The 19,615-nt window shown below is 42.1% G+C and carries 17 protein-coding genes; 5 read left to right on the top strand and 12 right to left on the bottom strand.

All coding sequences use genetic code 11. The features are described from left to right. Positions 1-115 precede the first annotated feature (115 nt). Complete coding sequence (locus B3D47_RS08550; RefSeq protein ID WP_227591048.1) at positions 116-742, bottom strand: hypothetical protein; 627 nt, start codon at positions 740-742, stop codon at positions 116-118. Between the two features lie 415 nt (positions 743-1,157). On the opposite strand from B3D47_RS08550, the gene B3D47_RS08545 reads away from it, so the two are divergent. From B3D47_RS08545 to B3D47_RS08530, 4 genes are all read left to right on the top strand, one after another. Further along, complete coding sequence (locus B3D47_RS08545; protein ID WP_286861353.1) at positions 1,158-2,621, top strand: TolC family protein; 1,464 nt, start codon at positions 1,158-1,160, stop codon at positions 2,619-2,621. Positions 2,622-2,683: 62 nt separating this feature from the next. Continuing rightward, positions 2,684-3,718, top strand: coding sequence for an HlyD family secretion protein (locus B3D47_RS08540; RefSeq protein ID WP_376747625.1), 1,035 nt, complete (start codon positions 2,684-2,686; stop codon positions 3,716-3,718). Then, a complete protein-coding gene (locus tag B3D47_RS08535) occupies positions 3,718-4,848 on the top strand; it encodes an ABC transporter permease (RefSeq protein WP_286861349.1) in 1,131 nt (376 codons plus the stop codon). The genes B3D47_RS08540 and B3D47_RS08535 overlap by 1 nt, the downstream gene beginning before the upstream one ends. Continuing rightward, complete coding sequence (locus B3D47_RS08530) at positions 4,845-5,939, top strand: ABC transporter permease (protein WP_286861346.1); 1,095 nt, start codon at positions 4,845-4,847, stop codon at positions 5,937-5,939. The genes B3D47_RS08535 and B3D47_RS08530 overlap by 4 nt, the downstream gene beginning before the upstream one ends. A 25-nt stretch (positions 5,940-5,964) precedes the next feature. Here the strand turns inward: B3D47_RS08530 and B3D47_RS08525 are convergent, their stop codons facing one another. The 5 genes from B3D47_RS08525 to B3D47_RS08505 all read right to left on the bottom strand — a co-directional run bounded on the left by B3D47_RS08525 (position 5,965) and on the right by B3D47_RS08505 (position 13,354). Next, positions 5,965-6,381 carry a DUF4878 domain-containing protein gene (locus tag B3D47_RS08525; protein WP_286861586.1) on the bottom strand — a complete coding sequence of 139 codons (417 nt, stop codon included), beginning with the start codon at positions 6,379-6,381 and terminating at the stop codon, positions 5,965-5,967. Positions 6,382-6,448: 67 nt separating this feature from the next. After that, entirely contained in the window at positions 6,449-9,424 is a 2,976-nt protein-coding gene (gene gyrA / locus B3D47_RS08520) for a DNA gyrase subunit A (protein WP_286861343.1), read from the bottom strand. A 1,067-nt stretch (positions 9,425-10,491) separates the two neighbouring features. Then, a complete protein-coding gene (locus B3D47_RS08515) occupies positions 10,492-11,424 on the bottom strand; it encodes an electron transfer flavoprotein subunit alpha/FixB family protein (RefSeq protein ID WP_286861341.1) in 933 nt (310 codons plus the stop codon). Between the two features lie 18 nt (positions 11,425-11,442). After that, positions 11,443-12,195, bottom strand: a complete 753-nt coding sequence (locus B3D47_RS08510) for an electron transfer flavoprotein subunit beta/FixA family protein (RefSeq protein WP_004815037.1) — start codon at positions 12,193-12,195, stop codon at positions 11,443-11,445. Between the two features lie 553 nt (positions 12,196-12,748). Then, positions 12,749-13,354, bottom strand: coding sequence for a LysE family translocator (locus B3D47_RS08505; RefSeq protein WP_286861338.1), 606 nt, complete (start codon positions 13,352-13,354; stop codon positions 12,749-12,751). Between the two features lie 114 nt (positions 13,355-13,468). On the opposite strand from B3D47_RS08505, the gene B3D47_RS08500 reads away from it, so the two are divergent. Continuing rightward, complete coding sequence (locus B3D47_RS08500) at positions 13,469-13,963, top strand: Lrp/AsnC family transcriptional regulator (RefSeq protein ID WP_004815034.1); 495 nt, start codon at positions 13,469-13,471, stop codon at positions 13,961-13,963. A gap of 56 nt (positions 13,964-14,019) precedes the next feature. Here the strand turns inward: B3D47_RS08500 and B3D47_RS08495 are convergent, their stop codons facing one another. From B3D47_RS08495 to B3D47_RS08470, 6 genes are all read right to left on the bottom strand, one after another. Continuing rightward, positions 14,020-14,400, bottom strand: a complete 381-nt coding sequence (locus tag B3D47_RS08495; RefSeq protein ID WP_004815031.1) for a hypothetical protein — start codon at positions 14,398-14,400, stop codon at positions 14,020-14,022. 197 nt (positions 14,401-14,597) lie between these two features. Continuing rightward, positions 14,598-15,530, bottom strand: a complete 933-nt coding sequence (gene xerA / locus B3D47_RS08490; protein ID WP_253169916.1) for a site-specific tyrosine recombinase/integron integrase — start codon at positions 15,528-15,530, stop codon at positions 14,598-14,600. 109 nt (positions 15,531-15,639) lie between these two features. Then, a complete protein-coding gene (gene dapF / locus B3D47_RS08485; RefSeq protein WP_004815025.1) occupies positions 15,640-16,485 on the bottom strand; it encodes a diaminopimelate epimerase in 846 nt (281 codons plus the stop codon). Between the two features lie 12 nt (positions 16,486-16,497). Beyond that, on the bottom strand, positions 16,498-17,742 hold the full coding sequence (gene lysA / locus B3D47_RS08480; protein WP_286861332.1) for a diaminopimelate decarboxylase: 1,245 nt from the start codon (positions 17,740-17,742) through the stop codon (positions 16,498-16,500). Positions 17,743-17,766: 24 nt separating this feature from the next. Then, entirely contained in the window at positions 17,767-18,000 is a 234-nt protein-coding gene (gene lptM, locus B3D47_RS08475; protein ID WP_286861583.1) for an LPS translocon maturation chaperone LptM, read from the bottom strand. A 131-nt stretch (positions 18,001-18,131) separates the two neighbouring features. Continuing rightward, positions 18,132-19,535: an amino acid permease gene (locus B3D47_RS08470; protein WP_004815018.1), complete on the bottom strand. Its 1,404-nt coding sequence runs from the start codon at positions 19,533-19,535 to the stop codon at positions 18,132-18,134. Positions 19,536-19,615: the final 80 nt, after the last annotated feature.

Below are 19,615 nucleotides of genomic sequence, written 5' to 3'. Positions count from 1 at the left end.
AATGATGGCATTTAACCATATCTGGACTTAGCTTGCACAAAATTATTTCAATCCATGAATGAAGATAGAGTCAAAAAATCAATGTAGATTCGAGGGATAAATTTAATTTCTACTGTTAACTTAAAGTTTTCGTTAAATCGTTTATAGCGGCCTGAACAACCAACCAAGAAATACTAGTAGTATCTTTATTAGGATTAAAATTCGATATCATATGTTCATAAGGATGAATTAAATTTCTAAATTCTCTGAGAGAATGGGAGAATCTTTTTACATCAATTTCAATCCAACCTAATGAATGCGCAACATCAATCATTTCACTCAATTTCCATTCTGAAAAAGGTTTAACCTTTCCTTCTCGGGTTTTAGGAGCTGAATATGCTTGATTAGCAAGCTTAATATTTTTATGAATTACTCCTAAAAGTAATCCTTCCAATAAGCTTCCCATAAGAATTACCGCCGATAAATCAGCATCAGCTTCGATACAACGTTGGATTTCGTCCCATCTATAATCAAGAATTTCTCCTACACCAGGTTCTAAACCTAATACTAGAAAATTGGGTCTAGGGATTGGCTTGAATTCAGGTTCAATCTTCTCACTAAAATTTATTTGTATTTTTTTAAACTTGGGTTCAATTCCTTCCAGATAAATTTCGAAGCCTTCTATATACAAAATTTTGTTAAGAAGTCTTAATGCACTTATTACTTTTGAATGATTTCCACTATATTCTTTTGGAGAAGCCAATCTTTTTAAAACATCAGCTAGCTGACTTTTACTACAACTTACAAGTTGCTCGAATACCCATTTAGCACGTGTTGATCCATCATGATAAACAGATATACCTACACTATGAAAAAAAGAAGTTAGATCTGAACCTTTTCGATAAACCGGATATATTTCTTCATTTGTTCCACATATGAATTCTGCTAAATTTTCTAATGTTTTTTTATCAATTTTTTAGAATCAATCTCAATATTTATGTTTATATTTTACACAAAATATATATTTTGATATTAACCATAGAATTTGATTCTTATATAAATGATTCCTATAAGTCGTGATTATAACACTATTACAACTTTCCTTTTCTCCTAACCTACAAGCACTTGACTTATAATACTCATAAAACTGATTTAATGTGCTTTTGCATCTCTACTTTATGAATATGAAGAAAAATAAACGATGTGTTTACTGGGGTCTGTCTGTACTTGCATCCATGATGTATGGCGGTTTTGCCTATGCACAAACTATCAGCTTTCAGGATGCAGAACGACAACTGCTGCAACGTTCCTATACCAGTCAGGCTTTCCAGAATCTGGAACAGGCTGCAAAACTTGAAGCAGAAGCGGTTAAAGGCATTGGTCTGCCACGGATTGATCTGAATGTCCGTGCCTATGCCTTTCGTAATGAATTAGACATTCCTTTAGGTGCTGTTAAAAATAACCTTGAGCAGTCACTTACCAATGGCTTAAATAATAAAATTGATGAGTTTAATTTAGACCAGGCTATTGCCGACCCGCTTAAAGAAAGCCTGAAGCAACCTATTCAGGATGGTGTTGGTTTAATTCCAGATTCATCCAATGTCGTACTTAGAGATGAAGTTATTCGCCCTACTATTTCAGTGATGATGCCACTTTATACCGGCGGACTTACCAGTAGTGCCAAAGAAATAGCCAGTATTCAGGCGGGACGCAGTGAATTGAGCAACCAGCAACAGCAGGATACACAACGCTTTGAACTGATTCAGGCTTATTTTAATGTGCAACTGCAAAAACAGTTATTGGAAGCCGCACGTTTCAATTCAAATGCCATGCAGCAACATTACCGTAACGCGCTGAAAATGGAACAGCAGGGATTCATCAGTAAGGGTCAGCGTATGCAGTTTGAAGTGGCGCGCAACAATGCTGATCGAACACAACAAAATACTCAGGCGAATCTAAATGCTGCCTTATTCCAGCTAAATAATCTGTTGCTGGACAGCCATATTACCGAACTGAGCACACCTTTATTTGTAAATCGTGCTGAACCTCAAAATGTAAATATTCTGCTCAGCAGTTTTAGCCAGAACTCCCCGCTTATTAAAAAGATGAAAATGGATACTGAGCTGGCCAAAGCCAATGTTAAAGCCCAGCAGGCAACAAAAAGACCCAATGTATTTGCCTTTGGTGAATATAGTCTGGATGAAAACCAGAACTGGATTGTAGGCGTTGCAGCACGTTATAACTTATTTTCCGGCATTGATAAAAACAAGAATATTCAGGCTGCCGAACTGAAGCGCCATGCAGCAGAATTGATGACGGCACGTACCCAACAGGAAATTGAGAATCTGATTTATAAATCATTTAGTGAAGCAGTCAGCGCCCAGCAAAGTGATCTGTTATTACAACGAAACCTGAAAGCAGCACAAGAAAATCTGCGTATTCAGGAACTGTCTTTTAAGGAAGATGTTGGCACCGCGACGCAGGTAATTGATGCGCAAAATATGTTGAGTGGCCTGAAAGCTGAAATGGCCCTGAATGCCTATAAATACATCATGTCACTTGCCACTTTATTGCAAAGCCATGGCTCAATTACTGAATTTCCAGACTATATGCAACATGCCAATACTCACTATATTCGTTAATGGAGCCAAACATGACTGATGAGCAAAAGCCAGAATTTCCTGTTGATGAACCGGCTTCAGAAATGAATCATATCGATTCACCAAAACAAAGTCCTACTGAAACTAAACAGGACAAATCTACCAAAAAATACCTGCTGTTAGGTCTGATTCCAGTCATCCTGGTTTTAATTGGCTTTGGCTTGTGGAAAACTTATCAGCCTAAAGACATCGAACTGCAAGGTCGGGTTGAGGCTGAAACCGTACAGGTCGCGACCAAAGTTCCAAGCCGGATTGAAAAAATTTATGTGCAGGAAGGTGATGACGTCAAGCAAGGTCAGGTATTAGTTAAGTTGCATAGTCCTGAAATAGAAGCGAAAAAACAGCAGGCTTTAGCAAGCTTGCAATCTGCCTTAGCCTTACAATCGACAGCCGAACGCGGATCACAAGAAGAAAATGTCGCTTCACTGTATGCCAACTGGCAATCTCTCAAAGCACAGGAACAGCTGGCAAAAACCTCTTATCAGCGCGGTGCAAACCTGTTTCAAGAAGGTGTAATTTCCCGTCAACGCCGAGATGAGCTATTTGCTGCCTCACAGTCTGCCTCCCAGATGACCGAAGCTGCTTATCAGCAATATATTCGCGCTAAACGTGGCAGCACACCAGAACAGAAGAGTTCAGCAGATGCACAGGTCGACATTGCCCGTGCAGCAGTCGCTGAAGCCAATGCCCTGGAAGCAGAGACCGAACTACTGGCGCCCATTGATGGTACAGTATCTAAAACCTATGGCAATCTCTCTGAGCTGGTTGCAACCGCAGTACCTGTGGTCAGTCTGATTTCGGCAGAACGCTGGGTCAGTGTGAATATTCGTGAAGACCAATATGCTTCCCTAGGTGAACAAAAGCAGCTCGAAGGTTTTATCCCGGCACTCAATAAAAACGCAATATTTAAAGTAAAAAGTATTAGTGCTGAAGGTGAATTTGCCACCATTAAAACCACACGTCAGACTGGTGGCTACGATATTCGCAGCTTCAAAGTCCGCCTTGTACCAGCGACTACAATTCCTGAACTGAAAGCTGGCATGAGTGTGCTGTTTAAGCTGCAAGAGTCTTCAAAATAATGTGGGCAGGTATCCGGCGCGAACTGTGCTATTTACTCAGGGAAAAATGGGATCTGGCTTTGGTTGTACTTGCCCCTGCCTGCATTTTGATTTTACTCGGCAGCATGTTTGCTCAAGGCAAGCCCGATCATTTAGCGATTGCGATTATTGATCAGGATCAAAGCCGCCTGAGTACCCGGATTTATGATCATTTATCGCTAAATCATACCTTACAGATATATATCGTTTCTGATCAGACCGTTGAAGTAGAAAAACTGCTGAATCAGAATAAAATCTGGGGTTATATCCATATTCCTGCGGGCGCAGAACAACGATTAGTCACAGCCCAGGATGCTGAAATTAGTATTGCCTTTAATCAGAGCTATTTTAGTATTGGCAATACTATTTCTTCGGCTATGTTCTTGAGCACGCTTCAGGCAATGGCAGAATTTACTGGCAGGCAGTATCTGGGTAATACCCTACCTTATCTGGAGGCACCGACACCTAATATTAAAATTTCCCCGCTGTATAACCCGCAATTAAATTATGAATTTTATCTGGAACCTTATATGGTTCCAGCAATTTTGCATTTGTTATTGTGCTGCTGTGTGGCATTTGCTGTAGGGCAGGAAATCAAACGTCATACTTTTAATCATTGGATTAATGGACAAAATCTCTGGTCAGTATTACTGTCTAAAAATCTGGTCTATATCGCAATTTTCTGTTTCTGGACCTGGGTTTGGATGCTGTGGATGGTGGAGTTTCGTGGCTGGTTTATTGCTGGCTCATTATGGCTGATTTTATTGGCACAAGTCCTATTCTATAGTGCCTATGCCTTTATCAGTAGCGCAGTCGTACTGGCAACGCAGGATCTAAGCAAATCTTTTGGTTTGCTGGCAGTCTATGGCGGTTCATCGCTCAGCTTCGCCGGTGTCACATTGCCTCTCAATAATGCGCCACTGTTTACCCAGCTCTGGGCCAATATTATTCCCTATACACCTTATGCCAAATTACAGACTGAACAATGGGTGATTGGTAGTCCCTTATATCTCTCAGCCCAACCAATATTCATACTGACCGCCTATGTGGTGCTTTATGCTGTATTGGCCTATGTATTTTTAAAGAAAATAGCGAAAGGAGTGTCCACATGAAAGCACTCTGGGCCGCTTACTGTAAAACTTTTAAAGATATTGTTAGCAATACCAGTATTTTTACTACGTTAATCCTATCTGTACTGTTTTACAGCTTTTTCTATCCAACCGCGTATAAGGCTGAACACGCCGAAGCCTTGCCCATTATTATTGTCGATGAAGAGCAAAGCAACTTAACCAATACTATTATCAGTCATGTTAGCCAAAGCCCGAATGTACAGATCAAGGCAGTCACTGGAAATTTTGCGGAGGCCAAACAGTGGGTAGAGGCTCAAAAGGCTGACGGGATTTTGTTATTACCAGACAACCTTTCACAATCCATTCGACACGGTGAAAATGGCGGGATTGGGCTGTATTTAAGTGCAGCGAATTTCCTGATTACCAAACAGATCGGTTTAGGCCTGGTTGGTTCTGTCGAAAATACCTTAAGTGAATATGCAGAACGTTTTAGCGAAATTTCGCATTTCTCTCCTGCCCTATCGATTCACCAGATTCCACTATTTAATCCACTTTCTGGCTATGGAAGCTATGTATTTCCAGCGGTTGCCCCACTGATTATTCATCAGACGATTTTTCTGGGGCTCAGCATGTTGATTGCGCTGTATCGTGAAAATAAACAGGTGATCAATTTGACGACCTTATGTGGAATCAGTCTGGTAATTTTGACCATTGGCTGTCTGGGGTGCTACTACCTGTTTGGTTTCACCTTCTGGTTGTTTGACTATCCACGTGGCGGGAATTTCTGGGGCATGCTGCTGGCTGTTCCGGTTTTTGTATTCTGCATCATCGGTATAACAACCCTGTTCGCCAGTTTTCTGGATATGCCAGAGCGTGCCGGACATGTTATTGTCTTTACCTCAATTCCCTTATTTATGCTGTCCGGAGTCGCTTGGCCACATGCTGCAATGCCCGTCTGGATGCAAATGTTTGGACAGGTCTTACCTTCCACTCAAGTCGTACAGATGTTTATTCAACTGAATCAGATGGGCGTACCGACCAGCATAATTTTGGGGAAACTCGCCTATCTGCTGGTTGTTGGATTTTTTTGCTTTATCTTAGGCTATTATCGCCTATGCTCATGCATTAGATAAGCTTGAACCCTGTTAAGCTAAAAGCTTATTCCCCATATACGCGGATATAAAAGTTCTGGATTTTGCTGCTGCCGTTGGGCTTGTCAAAGCTGACATCGTATTGCACCAGATTGTTTGGATAAGCGATTTCATAGCTGACCTTGTATTCACTTGGTTGACCTGATTTTTCAACAAAAGTTTTTACCATCAAGGTCTTAGACTTATACTCACCTTCAGGAATGGAATGCGAAAACTTCTTCATGGTTTTCTGATTTTCCTGAAAATACTGCTGTAATTTCGGATCCAGATAACTTAAAAATTCTTCATACTTACCATCACGCAAGTCATTATAGGCAATTTCCGCTGCCTGGGCTTGGGCTGTACTTGGATCTGCTACCTGCTCGGTAGTGCTACAACCGGCAAGAAGAGCTAGCCCAGCAAGTAATATCAATTTAGTTTTCATCATGGTCATTTCCAGTAAAGTCTGTAAAAAAGGACGCCGAAGCGCCCTTTTTATAAGAATTGAAGACTTAGTCTTCTGCTGTATTTTCGCCATCTTGAGCTGCATCTACAGCCTCAGGAGTTTCAGCCAGATTATCTTCAGAAACTTCTGTTTCTTCCAATACATCCAATTCTTCATCTTCAACGGCTTCAATCGCTTCTACACCAACCAGTTTTTCATCTTCAGCCAGACGGATCAAACGAACACCTTGTGCATTACGGCCAGTTTGTGCCACTTCAGATGCACGGGTACGAACCAAAGTACCGCCATCAGAAATCAGCATCAACTCTTTAGATGCATCAATTGCCACTGCACCCACTAGCTCACCGTTACGTTCAGAGGTCTTGATCGCAATCACACCCTTACCGCCACGTTTTTTGGTTGGGAAGTCATCTACAGGCGTACGTTTACCATAGCCATTTGCAGAGGCACACAGTACTTCACCCGTTTCAGGCACGACAACTAGAGATACGATACGGCTAATGAAATTCGCTTCAGTTGCATCTTCATCATCAGATTCAACCTCTGCATCTTCTGTATCTTCAACTTGCGAAGCACCGATGGTCACACGCATACCGCGCACACCCTTGGCTGAACGACCCATTGAGCGTACGTCTGTTTCTGCAAAGCGAATGGCTTTACCTTCGTTCGAGAACAACATGATTTGCTGTTCACCGTCAGTAATCGCAACACCAATTAACGTGTCATCGCCATTCAGTTCAATCGCACGCAAACCATTTGAACGAACATTCGAGAACTGTTCTAGTTCTACACGTTTAATCGTACCGTGCTCGGTCGCCATAAACACATAGAAATTCTTGCGCACGGCTTCAGCTTGCTGAGCAAAGTCATTGATGATGTCATCATCAAGATCAGTGGTTGAAAGTGCTAAGCCTAATTCTTTCAACTGAACACGCAGTGCATCAGAAATGTCATCTGCACCCTCTTCAGATTCAGCAAGTGCAGCTTCTAGTGCAGCAAAGTGACTGTTGATCACTTCGTTGCTTTGTAGCTGAGCAGCATTGGCTTTTACAAATGCTTTAAAGTCTGCCAAACGTTCTTTGAATTTCTTCGGTGCATCAATCACTGGCAAGATTGCAGTAATGGTTTCGTTATCATCTAGTGGCAGTAAGTTCACCATTGGACGACCTTTGGCACCACGAGAGGCTTGTGGTACTTCGTAGACTTTCAGACGGTAAACCTTACCGACATTGGTGAAGCAAAGCACGGTTGCATGGTTCGAAGTAACCACCATATGCTGGATATAATCGTCTTCTTTCATGCTGGTTGCAGACTTACCACGGCCGCCACGACGCTGAGCCGCGTAGTCAGACAATGGTTGAGTTTTTGCATAACCAGTTTTTGAAACTGTCAGCACCATTTGCTCTTCAGGAATCAAATCTTCACGAGAGAAGTCGATACGTGATTCAACGATATCGGTCTTACGTGCATCACCATACTGCTGAAGAATCAGTGCAAGCTCTTCACGAATTACGTTCATCAATAAATTAAAATCATTCAAGATGGCAGTATATTCAGCGATTTGCGCAAGAATTTCAGAATATTCAGCTTGCAGCTTATCTTGTTCAAGACCTGTTAAGCGATGGAGACGCAGCTCCATGATTGCGTTCACTTGGGTCGGTGATAAACGATAGATATCGCCATCAATACCAAATGGACGGCTAGGATCTTCACCTTCAATTTCGTCAGGACGTACAGAAACCGCGCCTGCTTTTTCAAGCAGGGCTGCTACACCGCCTGCTGCCCACTCGCCCGCTTGTAGACGCTCACGCGCCTCAGCCGGGTTTGCAGAAGTTTTGATGGTTTCAATAATCTGATCGATATTTGCAAGCGCAACTGTCAAACCTTCCAGGATATGACCACGTTCACGCGCTTTGCGTAACTCAAACATGGTACGACGTGTCACGACTTCCTGACGGTGACGGATAAATGCCGCAATGATGTCTTTCAGGTTCATCAGCTTCGGTTGACCATTGTCCAGACAAACCATGTTGATGCTGAATGAGTTTTCTAACTGGGTATTCTGGAACAGATTGTTCACGATCACTTCAGCGTTTTCACCACGCTTCAGGTCAATCGCAATACGCATCCCTTCTTTATCAGATTCGTCACGAAGTTCAGAAATCCCTTCGAGTTTTTTCTCTTTCACCAGCTCAGCAATACGCTCAATGGTTCTCGCTTTGTTGACCTGATAAGGAATTTCAGTGAATACAATCGTGCTACGACCAGTTTTGGCATCTTCTTCGATGTGGTATTTACCACGGATATGCAAACGGCCTTTACCGGTACGGTAGGCATCTACAATACCCGATTTACCGTAAATAATACCGCCAGTAGGGAAATCTGGACCCGAAATATGTTCCATCAGCCCTTCAGTGCTGATATTCGGATCATTGGCATAGGCTAAACACGCATTGATGACTTCAGTCATGTTATGCGGTGCCATATTGGTCGCCATACCTACGGCAATACCAGCAACACCATTAATCAACAGGTTAGGAATACGCGTAGGCATGACTTGTGGAATGCGCTCAGAACCGTCGTAGTTGTCTTCCCATTCCACTGTATCTTTTTCAAGATCAGCAAGGAGCTCATGGGTCAGCTTACGCATACGTACTTCGGTATAACGCATTGCCGCTGCACTATCACCATCGACAGAACCGAAGTTACCCTGGCCATCAACCAACTGGTAACGCAAGCTAAAGTCTTGTGCCATACGGACAATCGTTTCATAAACGGCAGAATCACCATGCGGGTGATATTTACCGATCACGTCACCGACTACACGTGCAGATTTTTTATATGCTTTGTTATAGTCATTGCCTAATTCGTGCATTGCGAAAAGCACACGACGATGAACCGGTTTTAAACCATCTCGTACATCTGGCAATGCACGTGACACAATCACGCTCATCGCATAATCGAGATATGAGCTTTTAAGTTCATCCTCAATGGCAATCGGTCTAATTTCCGATACGCTCATGCATACTCCTTATTCTACAGGCCCTGTTTGACCTGTATTTATATGTCGTAAATCCAGCTATAAATTGGTTCAAAAAACGCTGAACCAATATTTAAAATTCAGTCGGACAGTATAGCATAAATCAGGCTAAATTAAGCCGTTTCAGCCCCAACTATCCAAAGGATTTTTAGTAGAAATTTTAACCACTTCACAATTTTTAACGCATAAAAAAACCTCTGCACACAGAGGTTCATTCTTAGCTTGAATTATCGCATTTTATGCACGGAAATATCTTGTACTGAATCCACTGTTTCTTTCTGCTGATCAAGCATACAAAGAAGATTTTCCTGCATGCAATCCAGCTGCATCAATAGCCAGGTAATTAAATACTGGACAACAATTAATATCACCAACATGCGTCAGGGCGACAGATCATCAAAGTTCACAGGGAGACGCTGCCAAACCGGCAAGTAAATTAAAATATGAATATTAGTATTACTTTTAAATCTTCTAAAGCTCACTTAATATCTGCCCTATTAAGCACCAAAAGCAACACATCTAATCTTTATTTTCAGTCCAATTTTCTAATCATTATTCAAATTTTCATACTTAATTTTTAAATAATTTAGAACATCCATATAACAACCACGTAGATAATACAAAAGGAAAAATAGGCGCCAATACCATCAGCGCATCGCCTTAGATAGCATAAGCACTGTTCTGAAATCGCTGATTATCAAGTTCAATCCATTGCTCTGCTTTCGCAAGCACCTGTGCATCTGAAAGCGCGTTCAAATAGATCAGATGGATAAACCCTACAAAACTACAGGCAGCAAAAATAAACTATTGTCCAGCGCTATATTAAGATGATCAAATAAGCCAATACAGCAAGAATGAATAGTATTAGAGTTGAACAAAACAGTCGATAAAATCGAGCATTTTCGATTAAAGGCTGATATACAGGCAATATAAAAACTTGCATTATTATTTTATTCATTTTTCATTATAAATAAAAACGCCCCTGAACAGAGCAGTAAGTATTCACTTACCGCTCACGCAAGAGCGTCTTTTTAAACTGTATTCAGGAATTAGATTTTAGATACTAATTCTGGAATAACAGTGTTCAAGTCACCTACTAACCAGTAGTCAGCGACTGCATTGATTGGTGCTTCTTCGTCCTTGTTGATCGCAACGATCACTTTAGACTCTTTCATACCTGCCAAATGCTGGATCGCACCAGAGATACCTACAGCGATGTACAGGTCAGGCGCAACGATCTTACCAGTTTGACCAACCTGCATATCGTTAGGAACGAAGCCTGCGTCAACAGCCGCACGAGATGCACCTTGAGCTGCACCCAGTTTGTCTGCAAGTGGATCAAGGATTTTGTGATAGTTCTCACCAGAACCAACACCACGACCACCAGAAACAACGATACGAGCAGCTGTTAATTCTGGACGTTCAGATTTAACGATTTCTTCGTTAATGAACTTAGAAATACCAGCATCACCAGTCGCTGTAGCAGCTTCAACAGCAGCAGAACCACCTTCAGCAGCAACTGGATCGAATGCAGTACCACGAACAGTTGCCACAACAACTGATTCAGAAGATTCTACAGTTGCAATCGCGTTACCTGCATAGATCGGACGCTTGAATGTGTTTGCAGAATCAACAGCAATGATGTCTGTGATCATGCTTACGTCTAGTAATGCAGCTGCACGTGGCAGGATGTTTTTACCAGTCGTCGTAGAAGCAGCAAGAATATGGCTATAGCCTTTGCCCAATTCAGCAACCAGTTTCGCTACGTTTTCAGCCAACTGGTTTGCATAAGCAGCATCATCCGCAAGCAATACTTTGCTTACGCCAGCAACTTTAGACGCTTGGTCAGCAACTGCTTGAGCGCCAGAACCAGCAACCAATACAGTGATATCACCACCGATTTTTTGCGCCGCAGCAACAACGTTTAAAGTAGCAGCGTTTAATGCTTTGTTGTCGTGCTCAGCGATAACTAAAATACTCATGATTTTTATCCTTCTGTATTAGATCACTTTCGCTTCGTTTTTCAATTTTTCTACAAGCTCGTCTACAGACTTCACTTGTACGCCAGCTTTACGCTCTGCAGGAGATTCAACTTTTACTGTTTTCAGTTTAGTTGTAGTGGTTACACCGAAATCTGCAGGTGACTTGGTATCCAGCGGTTTTTTACGCGCTTTCATGATGTTTGGAAGAGCAGCATAACGTGGCTCGTTCAAACGTAAGTCAGTGGTAATGATCGCTGGCAAGTTCAATTCAACAGTTTGTAAACCACCGTCGATTTCACGAGTCACTTGTACTTTGTCGCCTTCAACTTTCACTTCAGAAGCAAAAGTACCCTGGCCTGCACCTAGAAGTGCACCAAGCATCTGACCAACCTGGTTAGAGTCATCATCAATCGCTTGCTTACCAAGAAGGATCAATTGTGGTTGTTCAGCTTCAACAACGCCTTTAAGAATTTTCGCTACTTCTAACGCACCTAATTGGCTGTCATCAGCTTCAACCAGGATACCGCGGTCAGCACCAAGAGCCATAGAAGAACGGATTTGTTCTTGAGCTTCTTTAGGACCAATAGAAACAACAACGATTTCTGAAACAGTTCCTTTTTCTTTTAAACGAACCGCTTCTTCCACTGCGATTTCACAGAATGGGTTAATTGACATTTTAACGTTTGTTAAGTCAACACCACTGTTGTCCGGTTTAACGCGAACCTTAACGTTGGCATCAACCACACGTTTTACAGCAACAAGAGCCTTCATGTAATCCTCGGCTGTTTTAGCAAATGTAAATATTTAGAAAAGTTATAATAACTCTTCACTTAAATTTTTTTAGGTGCCCTATCTTGCAATGCGTTCGGCATTTCGGTCAAGTCACAATTCACCAATAGGGTGTAAAAATGCGTAATTTTCCTTGAACGTCGCGTTCACATTTCAAGATTTGACATTTATACAGAACAAATTCCCATCATTTTATTTAAAATTTAACTATTGATTTTTAGTATCTTTTTATTTGATTATGCACATCAAAAGATTTGATCTATTTTATAAAATTTAATTTCATTTCTTGTCACTATTATTATAAAGAATACAAATTACTCCTATCTAAGTCTGTCATTTCTGACATATGGTGATGGGTTCGATTCATTCTTCCAGATTTGGTCAAAATTCTCTCTTATAAATAGATCAGTGAAATAGCAGAAAATAATTTTTATAAGGAAATATATTAAAAAAAGCACGCTGTGATCACGTGCTTTTAAATTTTTAAAACGAATTTATGACTTATTTGATGAACATTGGTGAATTTTATAGCTCATTAATTAATGATTAGCCATGAAGCAGCGAGTGCCAATAAACCACCTGAAGTCCCATCAATCCACTTTTGCTTACGTTCATCAATCTGAGCCGAACGGGTAAGTCGGGCGAATAAAAGGCTTAAGGCACAATACACCACAAAGATCATGGCAATAAAGATAAAGGACAGAATCAAACCCTGGCTCACCGTATTCCCGCTTTTATCTATAAACTGCGGCAGGATTGCAAAGTAAATCAGCATGCCTTTTGGATTCAGTAACGCAGTAATGAACCCTTTTTTTACCGGATTGCTGGATGATTTCTTTTCAATGATCAACGTATTTTTGCTAAATACCGATTTCACCAGACTAAATGCCAGAAATAACAGATAAGCAATTCCTAACCAGCGAATGGTTTCAAACAGCACTGGAAAAGACACAATAATTGCTGCAATTCCTAACGCCACCAGAATCGAATGCACCAGATAACCGCAACATACCCCAATAGTCGCCATCATGCCTGCTTTTGCATCTTTACCCATCACTTGAGACAGGATAAATAGCATATCTGGTCCAGGTGTAAAAATAAGGGGAAGCACGGTTAGTGCAAAAAGTGCAAATACAGACATTTCCTTGTTCCTCTGTACATGTCGGAAAGTGAAATTAGTATCTGCGATTTTTTACAAAATAGGCTTTCAATTTATTTTATAATATGCATTATTTTTAGAATATTATTCTATTTTATGAAGATATCTTCCAAGTCTATTCGAGTAAAACTCGATCGTATTGACAAAAATATCATTCAACATTTGCAAGCCAATGGCCGGATTCAGAATAACGATCTGGCACGTGAAATTGGTCTTTCGCCTTCTTCGTGTTTGCGTCGGGTAAAACTGCTTGAAGATGCGGGGGTAATCCAGAGCTATACCACGATCGTGGACCAGCAGAAGATTGGTTTCCAGCTGATTTTATTTTCTCGTATCTGGCTAGTGGGTCAGGATGCTGAAACGATTGACACCTTTATTGAAGCCATGAAGGAACTGCCCCAAGTGATGGAATGCTATATCATTTTGGGTGAATGTGATGCAATGCTCAAAGTAGTGGTGCCCGATCTGGAAAGTTATCGTAAATTCCAGTCTACGCATTTAACTAAAAAGAATGGGATTACCAGTGTCAAAACCGATTTACCGAGTCAGATTATCAAGCAGAGTTTTCAACTACCTTTAGATGATCTTTAATATTGGCCAAATAAAAAGGACGATTGATATCGTCCTTTTTTTACTGAAGATCAGTTTTAGACACGACTGTCCAGAAAGTCACGGTGCACATGACTGAGGTCAATCAGTTCATAAGATTTTAAATCGAAGATCTTCCAGATTTCGATGGCATCTTCTTTTAAGTCCACTGCCTGGGTCGCACGAGTAGTCGCTTGCCATTGCAAGTCTGAAATCCAGATATAGTATTCATGGCTATCAGGATTATAGGCTTGAACCTTACCATCTGTATTAATTCCCTGCACATGAGCACCTTCGGGTAAAGATGTTTCAATATTTGGTAGACTGATTTCCACAAAATGTTTGATCTGGCGCAGACCATAACCTGCAAAAATTTCTTTTTGTGCTTCGCTTAACCGATCATATTTTTGTTGTATATCTACAATAATTTCTGTGCCCATATACTTCCAGTCCTGTCAGGCTGAATTCTTTTCAGCCATACCCTATTTTTCAGCTTAAATTCTGTTCTTTTGTTATACCTGAATTTTAGCTTTTCGCGAATAAGACCATGGTGAAATAATCTGCATGGTCATTCTATTTCTCTCAGCATAAATATTCTTTATGAAATTTTTATGCCAACCTATATTTTTAATAATGATTATTTAAGATTTTCAGGTTTATGTTGTGCCCTTGGATGCGCCTGATCATAAATCTGCGCCAGATGATCAAAATCGACATGAGTATAAATTTGGGTTGTAGTCAGATTACTATGTCCCAGCATTTCCTGCACGGCTCGTAAGTCTCGGCTATTGGATAACATATGACTGGCAAAACAGTGACGCAGTAAATGCGGATGCAGGTCAACATTGACGCCTGCGCGCTGCGCCTGAAATTTGACCCGATTTTCAATCTGCCTTGCTCCTAGCGGATTACCCTTCTGAGTGATAAAGACATGTGCTTCTGGCACAAAATCACCATGCCATAGAGGATAAATCTGTAACCACGCCATGACACTATCTTTGGCTTTGGAACCAAATGGCACGATACGGGTTTTATTCCCCTTACCCGTAATGCGAAGCAGCTGACGGTTGAAGTCAATATCTTTAATTCTGAGGCCTTGTACCTCAGCCAGACGTAGCCCACTAGAATAAAGCAGTTCCAGAATTGCCTTATCACGCTTCCACATCTGCTGCTGCACCTCACCTTCAGGTTCAGACTGATCCAGAATCTGATGAATGGTTTCAATATCAACCATACCGGGCAAAGGTCTGGATTGTCTTTTCAGCTGAAAATCATCTGCCGGATTAAAACTGACATACTGTGCCTGTTCAGCCCATTTCATAAACTGGCGAATTGCTGAAAGTAGCCGCTGCAGACTGCTGGAACTTAGGCCCTGTTGTTCAACTTTTTCCGCCATAAACTGGCGTAAATCTGTTGATTCAACATCTCCAAGTGCTAAAGCATGACGCTGACAAAAATTCAGAAAGTCGGAAACATCACGTTCATACGCCTGCAAAGTATGTTTGGACTGGTTCTGGATTTCACGTTCTTTGAGCCATATGGATAACAATTGCTGTGGATTAAGCTGCATTCTATCCTCCTTGGCTGTTTGAATCCGACAAACATCAGTCTATCAAATAATGCAAAAATAATTTATTCGGCCTATATAAAAAAGCCCTGACTCTTCAGGGCTTTTTAAATTAAGCTTGGAAATAACGTAAGTCTAAGCGACCTTCATAAACAGTTGCGGTTGGACCAGTCATCCAGACTACATCCCCCTCGACCCATTCAATCTGCAACTTGCCGCCCGCCAGTTCAATCTCGACATTGTTGGCAAGTAGACCACGGCGCATACCAGATACTGCGGCTGCGCAAGCACCCGTACCGCATGCCAGTGTTTCACCTACACCACGCTCATATACGCGTAAACGCGCATGCTTTTCATCAATGATCTGCATAAAGCCTGCATTGACGCGTGCCGGAAAACGCGCATGCGATTCTACTTGTGGACCAATACGAGCTACATCTGCATTAATCACATCCGGTACGACTGTTACTGCATGAGGATTACCCATGTTCACTACATCAATCGTCAGTTTTTCACCCTCTGCCAGATCGATGTCATACAGATTATCCGGCTCATCGGCCAGGAATGGAATTTCTTGAGGCAAAAATTTTGGATAGCCCATATTGACGCGCACCCAACCATTGGCGCCCAATTCAGGTTCCACAATGCCAGATTTGGTCTGTACTTTGATTTTGGTTTTCGTCGTCAGCTGACGCTCATGCACAAAACGGGCAAAACAGCGCACGCCATTGCCGCATTGTTCTACTTCAGAACCATCGGCATTGAAAATACGGTATTTAAAATCAGCACTCGGTACATCAGGTGGTTCTACAATCAGTAACTGATCAAAGCCAATGCCAAAATTGCGATTTGCCAGACGCTGAATAGTCAGGGTATCCAGATAAGCGCGCTGGCTGATCAGGTCAACCACCATAAAGTCATTGCCCAGACCATGCATCTTGGTAAATTCAAGTAACATTATTGTGTCTCCTTAAGGCAATAAACGCTCACGTTCCCACAGTGATTCAATCGTTTCGCGTTCGCGAATCAGATGTCCTTGATCACCATCGACCATCACTTCAGCAGCACGGCCACGGCTATTGTAATTCGAGCTCATCACAAAACCATAAGCACCAGCACCGAGTACTGCCAGCACATCATTTTCCTTGATCGCAAGCTCACGCTCTTTACCGAGGAAATCACCAGTTTCACAGATCGCACCCACCACATCCCATTCTTTCGTTTCGACATCATTACGCGGTGTCACAGACTGAATATCCATCCATGCTTCATATAAAGCTGGGCGAATCAAGTCATTCATGGCCGCATCAATAATTGCAAAATTACGGTGATTGGTCGGTTTGAGCAGATCCACTTTGCTCAGTAGCACGCCTGCATTGGCAGAAATACTACGGCCCGGTTCCATATAGACTTTTAGGCCCAGCTTTTCTAAAGCCGGACGCAGCGCATTGGCATATTCTTGAACAGATGGAGGTGTCTCATCTTTATAAGTCACTCCTAAACCACCACCGATATCGATGTGTTTAAGGTTGATCCCCATCTCTTTTAACTGGTCGATCATCACGATGACACGATCCAGCGCATCTACAAAAGGTTGGGTTTCAGTCAGCTGTGAACCGATATGGCAGTCAATTCCGACGACATCCAAGTTGGCTAAAGATGCTGCATACTGATAAGTTTCAAATACGCTATCCGATGGAATGCCGAATTTATTTTCTTTCAGACCCGTTGAAATGTAGGGATGAGTTTTCGCATCCACATCTGGATTCACACGCAGTGAGATCGGCGCTTTTACACCCAGTTCTGCCGCAACTTTCTGAATACGATCCAGCTCGGCATAAGATTCTACGTTAAAGCAGGCAATACCAACTTCTAGGGCTTTCTTGATGTCCGCTTCTGATTTACCTAGACCCGAGAATACGATTTTAGAAGGTTCACCACCCGCTTTCAGTACACGTGCCAGCTCTCCGCCCGTAACGATGTCAAAACCTGCCCCTTGCTTTGCCAATACATTCAATACCGCAAGATTGGAGTTTGACTTCACGGCAAAACAGATTTGGTGATCAATAAAGTCAAATGCACGGTCCATGTCCAGATAATGCTTTTCAAAAGTCGCTTTTGAATAAACATAGAGTGGTGTGCCAAATTGCTCTGCCAGCTGTTGCAGTGAACATTGCTCGGCATGCAATACCCCATTAATACGGGTGAAACTCATGAAGGTATCCTTTCTTTGAAAGCGTTAAGGTGTAATGGTTGAATCTGATGTTTCGGGCGCAGCAAACAGTTGTTGCACAGGGGCATCTCGTTCTTCATCGGAAGTTTTAGACTCAGTTTCGGTATTTTTATAGAGCAGATATTTGGCACGCTTGTCGTAATCCGGATCATTTGGCAAGTGCAAGGCACCTGACTGACCACAACCTGCAAGAGCAAGACCTGCTGCTAAGATACTGATGTAGCAAATGACTTGGCGCATCTGACCACCTAATTGAATAGTTTCGATGAGTATAACGCGATCATTCGCCATGACCAAAGCGTTAAACGCTAGAGAGTATCTTTAGACAAAAAAAAACGCCAGCAGATCGCTGACGTTTTTATTGATATGGATTATTTATGTTTCTGTTTATAGAAGCCTAAATAGCCCAAAATCAGTAGAACAAACCAGATCGGACTGACCATCAAGGCACGGCGAGTATCATCTTCTAATGCCAGCACACCAATCATGCCGACAAAGAAAATAATCACGATCCAGCAAGTCACCAAGCCACCTGGTAACTTGAATACTGATTTGGCATGTAGCTCTGGACGGGTACGGTAATAAATCATGTAACTCCAGATAATCATCAGCCATACACAGATAAACAGGATGGTTGATAATGTCGTTGCCAATGTAAAGGCTTCAACAGTATTCGGTACAAAATACTGTAACGCCGCACCTAATAATAAGCAGACTGCAGAGAAATACAGGGCATTGGCAGGTACAGCACGGGGGTTCAAACGACCGAAAGCTTTCGGTGCCTGTTCTTCACGCGACAGACCGAATAGCATACGGCTGGTCGAAAACACACCGCTGTTCATCGAAGACATTACGGATGACAGCACCACCAGATTCATGATGATCGCAGCAGCTGCAATACCGGCTTGGCTAAACAGATTTACGAACGGAGAAACACTTGGATTAATCTGATCCCACGGCGTCACAGACATTACAATGACTAGAGCAAGTACATAGAAAATAATGATACGGATCGGAATCGAGTTCACCGCTTTTGGCAGGTTACGCTCCGGGTCTTTGGTTTCGGCAGCCGTGGTACCTACAAGCTCAACACCCACAAAGGCAAAAATCGCAATCTGGAAACCAGCCAAGAAACCCATAGCACCCGTCGGGAACAAACCACCATGATCCCAAATGTGCGCAAAGGATGCGACCGTACCGGCATCATTGGTAAAGCCGGTGAAAATCATCCACAGACCAACCGCAATCAGCACCACAATCGCAATAATTTTGATCAGGGCGAACCAGAATTCCATTTCACCAAAGAGCTTCACGGTGGCCAGATTCAGCCCCATGATAAAGACAATAGAGGCGATACTGATTAATACCCCTTCGCCTGGGGTAAATGGGAGACCATTATTAAAAAACTGTAAATAATAAATAATCGCAGACAGGTCAGCGATTCCGATCGTAATCCAGCATAACCAGTAGGTCCAGCCGACAAAATAGCCTGCCCATGGTCCGATCAGATCCGTAGAGAAATCGATAAATGACTTATATTGTAAATTTGACAGTAATAACTCGCCCAATGCACGCATCACGAGAAATACCATGAAACCGATGATCATATAGATCACCAGAATCGAAGGTCCTGCCAGACTAATGGTTTTACCTGAGCCCATAAACAGGCCGGTACCAATAGCACCTCCAATCGCAATCAGCTGCAGGTGTCGATTGGATAAACTACGCTGCAGCTCGCCGTTTTCGGACGGCGAACCAGTATGATGACCTGACATTATTTTTCAACTTCGATGTCTAATCGCGACAAATTAACGCAAAAAAGGGGGAATACAAAAAGAAAATTCGCATCATTTGT

The organism is Acinetobacter sp. UBA3461 (assembly GCF_002381195.1).
Taxonomy (GTDB): domain Bacteria; phylum Pseudomonadota; class Gammaproteobacteria; order Pseudomonadales; family Moraxellaceae; genus Acinetobacter; species Acinetobacter schindleri.
This window is presented reverse-complemented; position numbering and strand designations above follow the sequence as displayed.

Bases quoted from the DNA above. Each gene is read 5' to 3' on its own strand.
- B3D47_RS08545 (WP_286861353.1), top strand. From the start codon at position 1,158: ATGAATATGAAGAAAAATAAACGATGTGTTTACTGGGGTCTGTCTGTA.
- B3D47_RS08540 (WP_376747625.1), top strand. From the start codon at position 2,684: ATGAATCATATCGATTCACCAAAACAAAGTCCTACTGAAACTAAACAG.
- B3D47_RS08535 (WP_286861349.1), top strand. From the start codon at position 3,718: ATGTGGGCAGGTATCCGGCGCGAACTGTGCTATTTACTCAGGGAAAAA.
- B3D47_RS08530 (WP_286861346.1), top strand. From the start codon at position 4,845: ATGAAAGCACTCTGGGCCGCTTACTGTAAAACTTTTAAAGATATTGTT.
- B3D47_RS08525 (WP_286861586.1), bottom strand. From the start codon at position 6,381: ATGAAAACTAAATTGATATTACTTGCTGGGCTAGCTCTTCTTGCCGGT.
- gyrA (WP_286861343.1), bottom strand. From the start codon at position 9,424: ATGAGCGTATCGGAAATTAGACCGATTGCCATTGAGGATGAACTTAAA.
- B3D47_RS08515 (WP_286861341.1), bottom strand. From the start codon at position 11,424: ATGAGTATTTTAGTTATCGCTGAGCACGACAACAAAGCATTAAACGCT.
- B3D47_RS08510 (WP_004815037.1), bottom strand. From the start codon at position 12,195: ATGAAGGCTCTTGTTGCTGTAAAACGTGTGGTTGATGCCAACGTTAAG.
- B3D47_RS08505 (WP_286861338.1), bottom strand. From the start codon at position 13,354: ATGTCTGTATTTGCACTTTTTGCACTAACCGTGCTTCCCCTTATTTTT.
- B3D47_RS08500 (WP_004815034.1), top strand. From the start codon at position 13,469: ATGAAGATATCTTCCAAGTCTATTCGAGTAAAACTCGATCGTATTGAC.
- B3D47_RS08495 (WP_004815031.1), bottom strand. From the start codon at position 14,400: ATGGGCACAGAAATTATTGTAGATATACAACAAAAATATGATCGGTTA.
- xerA (WP_253169916.1), bottom strand. From the start codon at position 15,530: ATGCAGCTTAATCCACAGCAATTGTTATCCATATGGCTCAAAGAACGT.
- dapF (WP_004815025.1), bottom strand. From the start codon at position 16,485: ATGTTACTTGAATTTACCAAGATGCATGGTCTGGGCAATGACTTTATG.
- lysA (WP_286861332.1), bottom strand. From the start codon at position 17,742: ATGAGTTTCACCCGTATTAATGGGGTATTGCATGCCGAGCAATGTTCA.
- lptM (WP_286861583.1), bottom strand. From the start codon at position 18,000: ATGCGCCAAGTCATTTGCTACATCAGTATCTTAGCAGCAGGTCTTGCT.
- B3D47_RS08470 (WP_004815018.1), bottom strand. From the start codon at position 19,535: ATGTCAGGTCATCATACTGGTTCGCCGTCCGAAAACGGCGAGCTGCAG.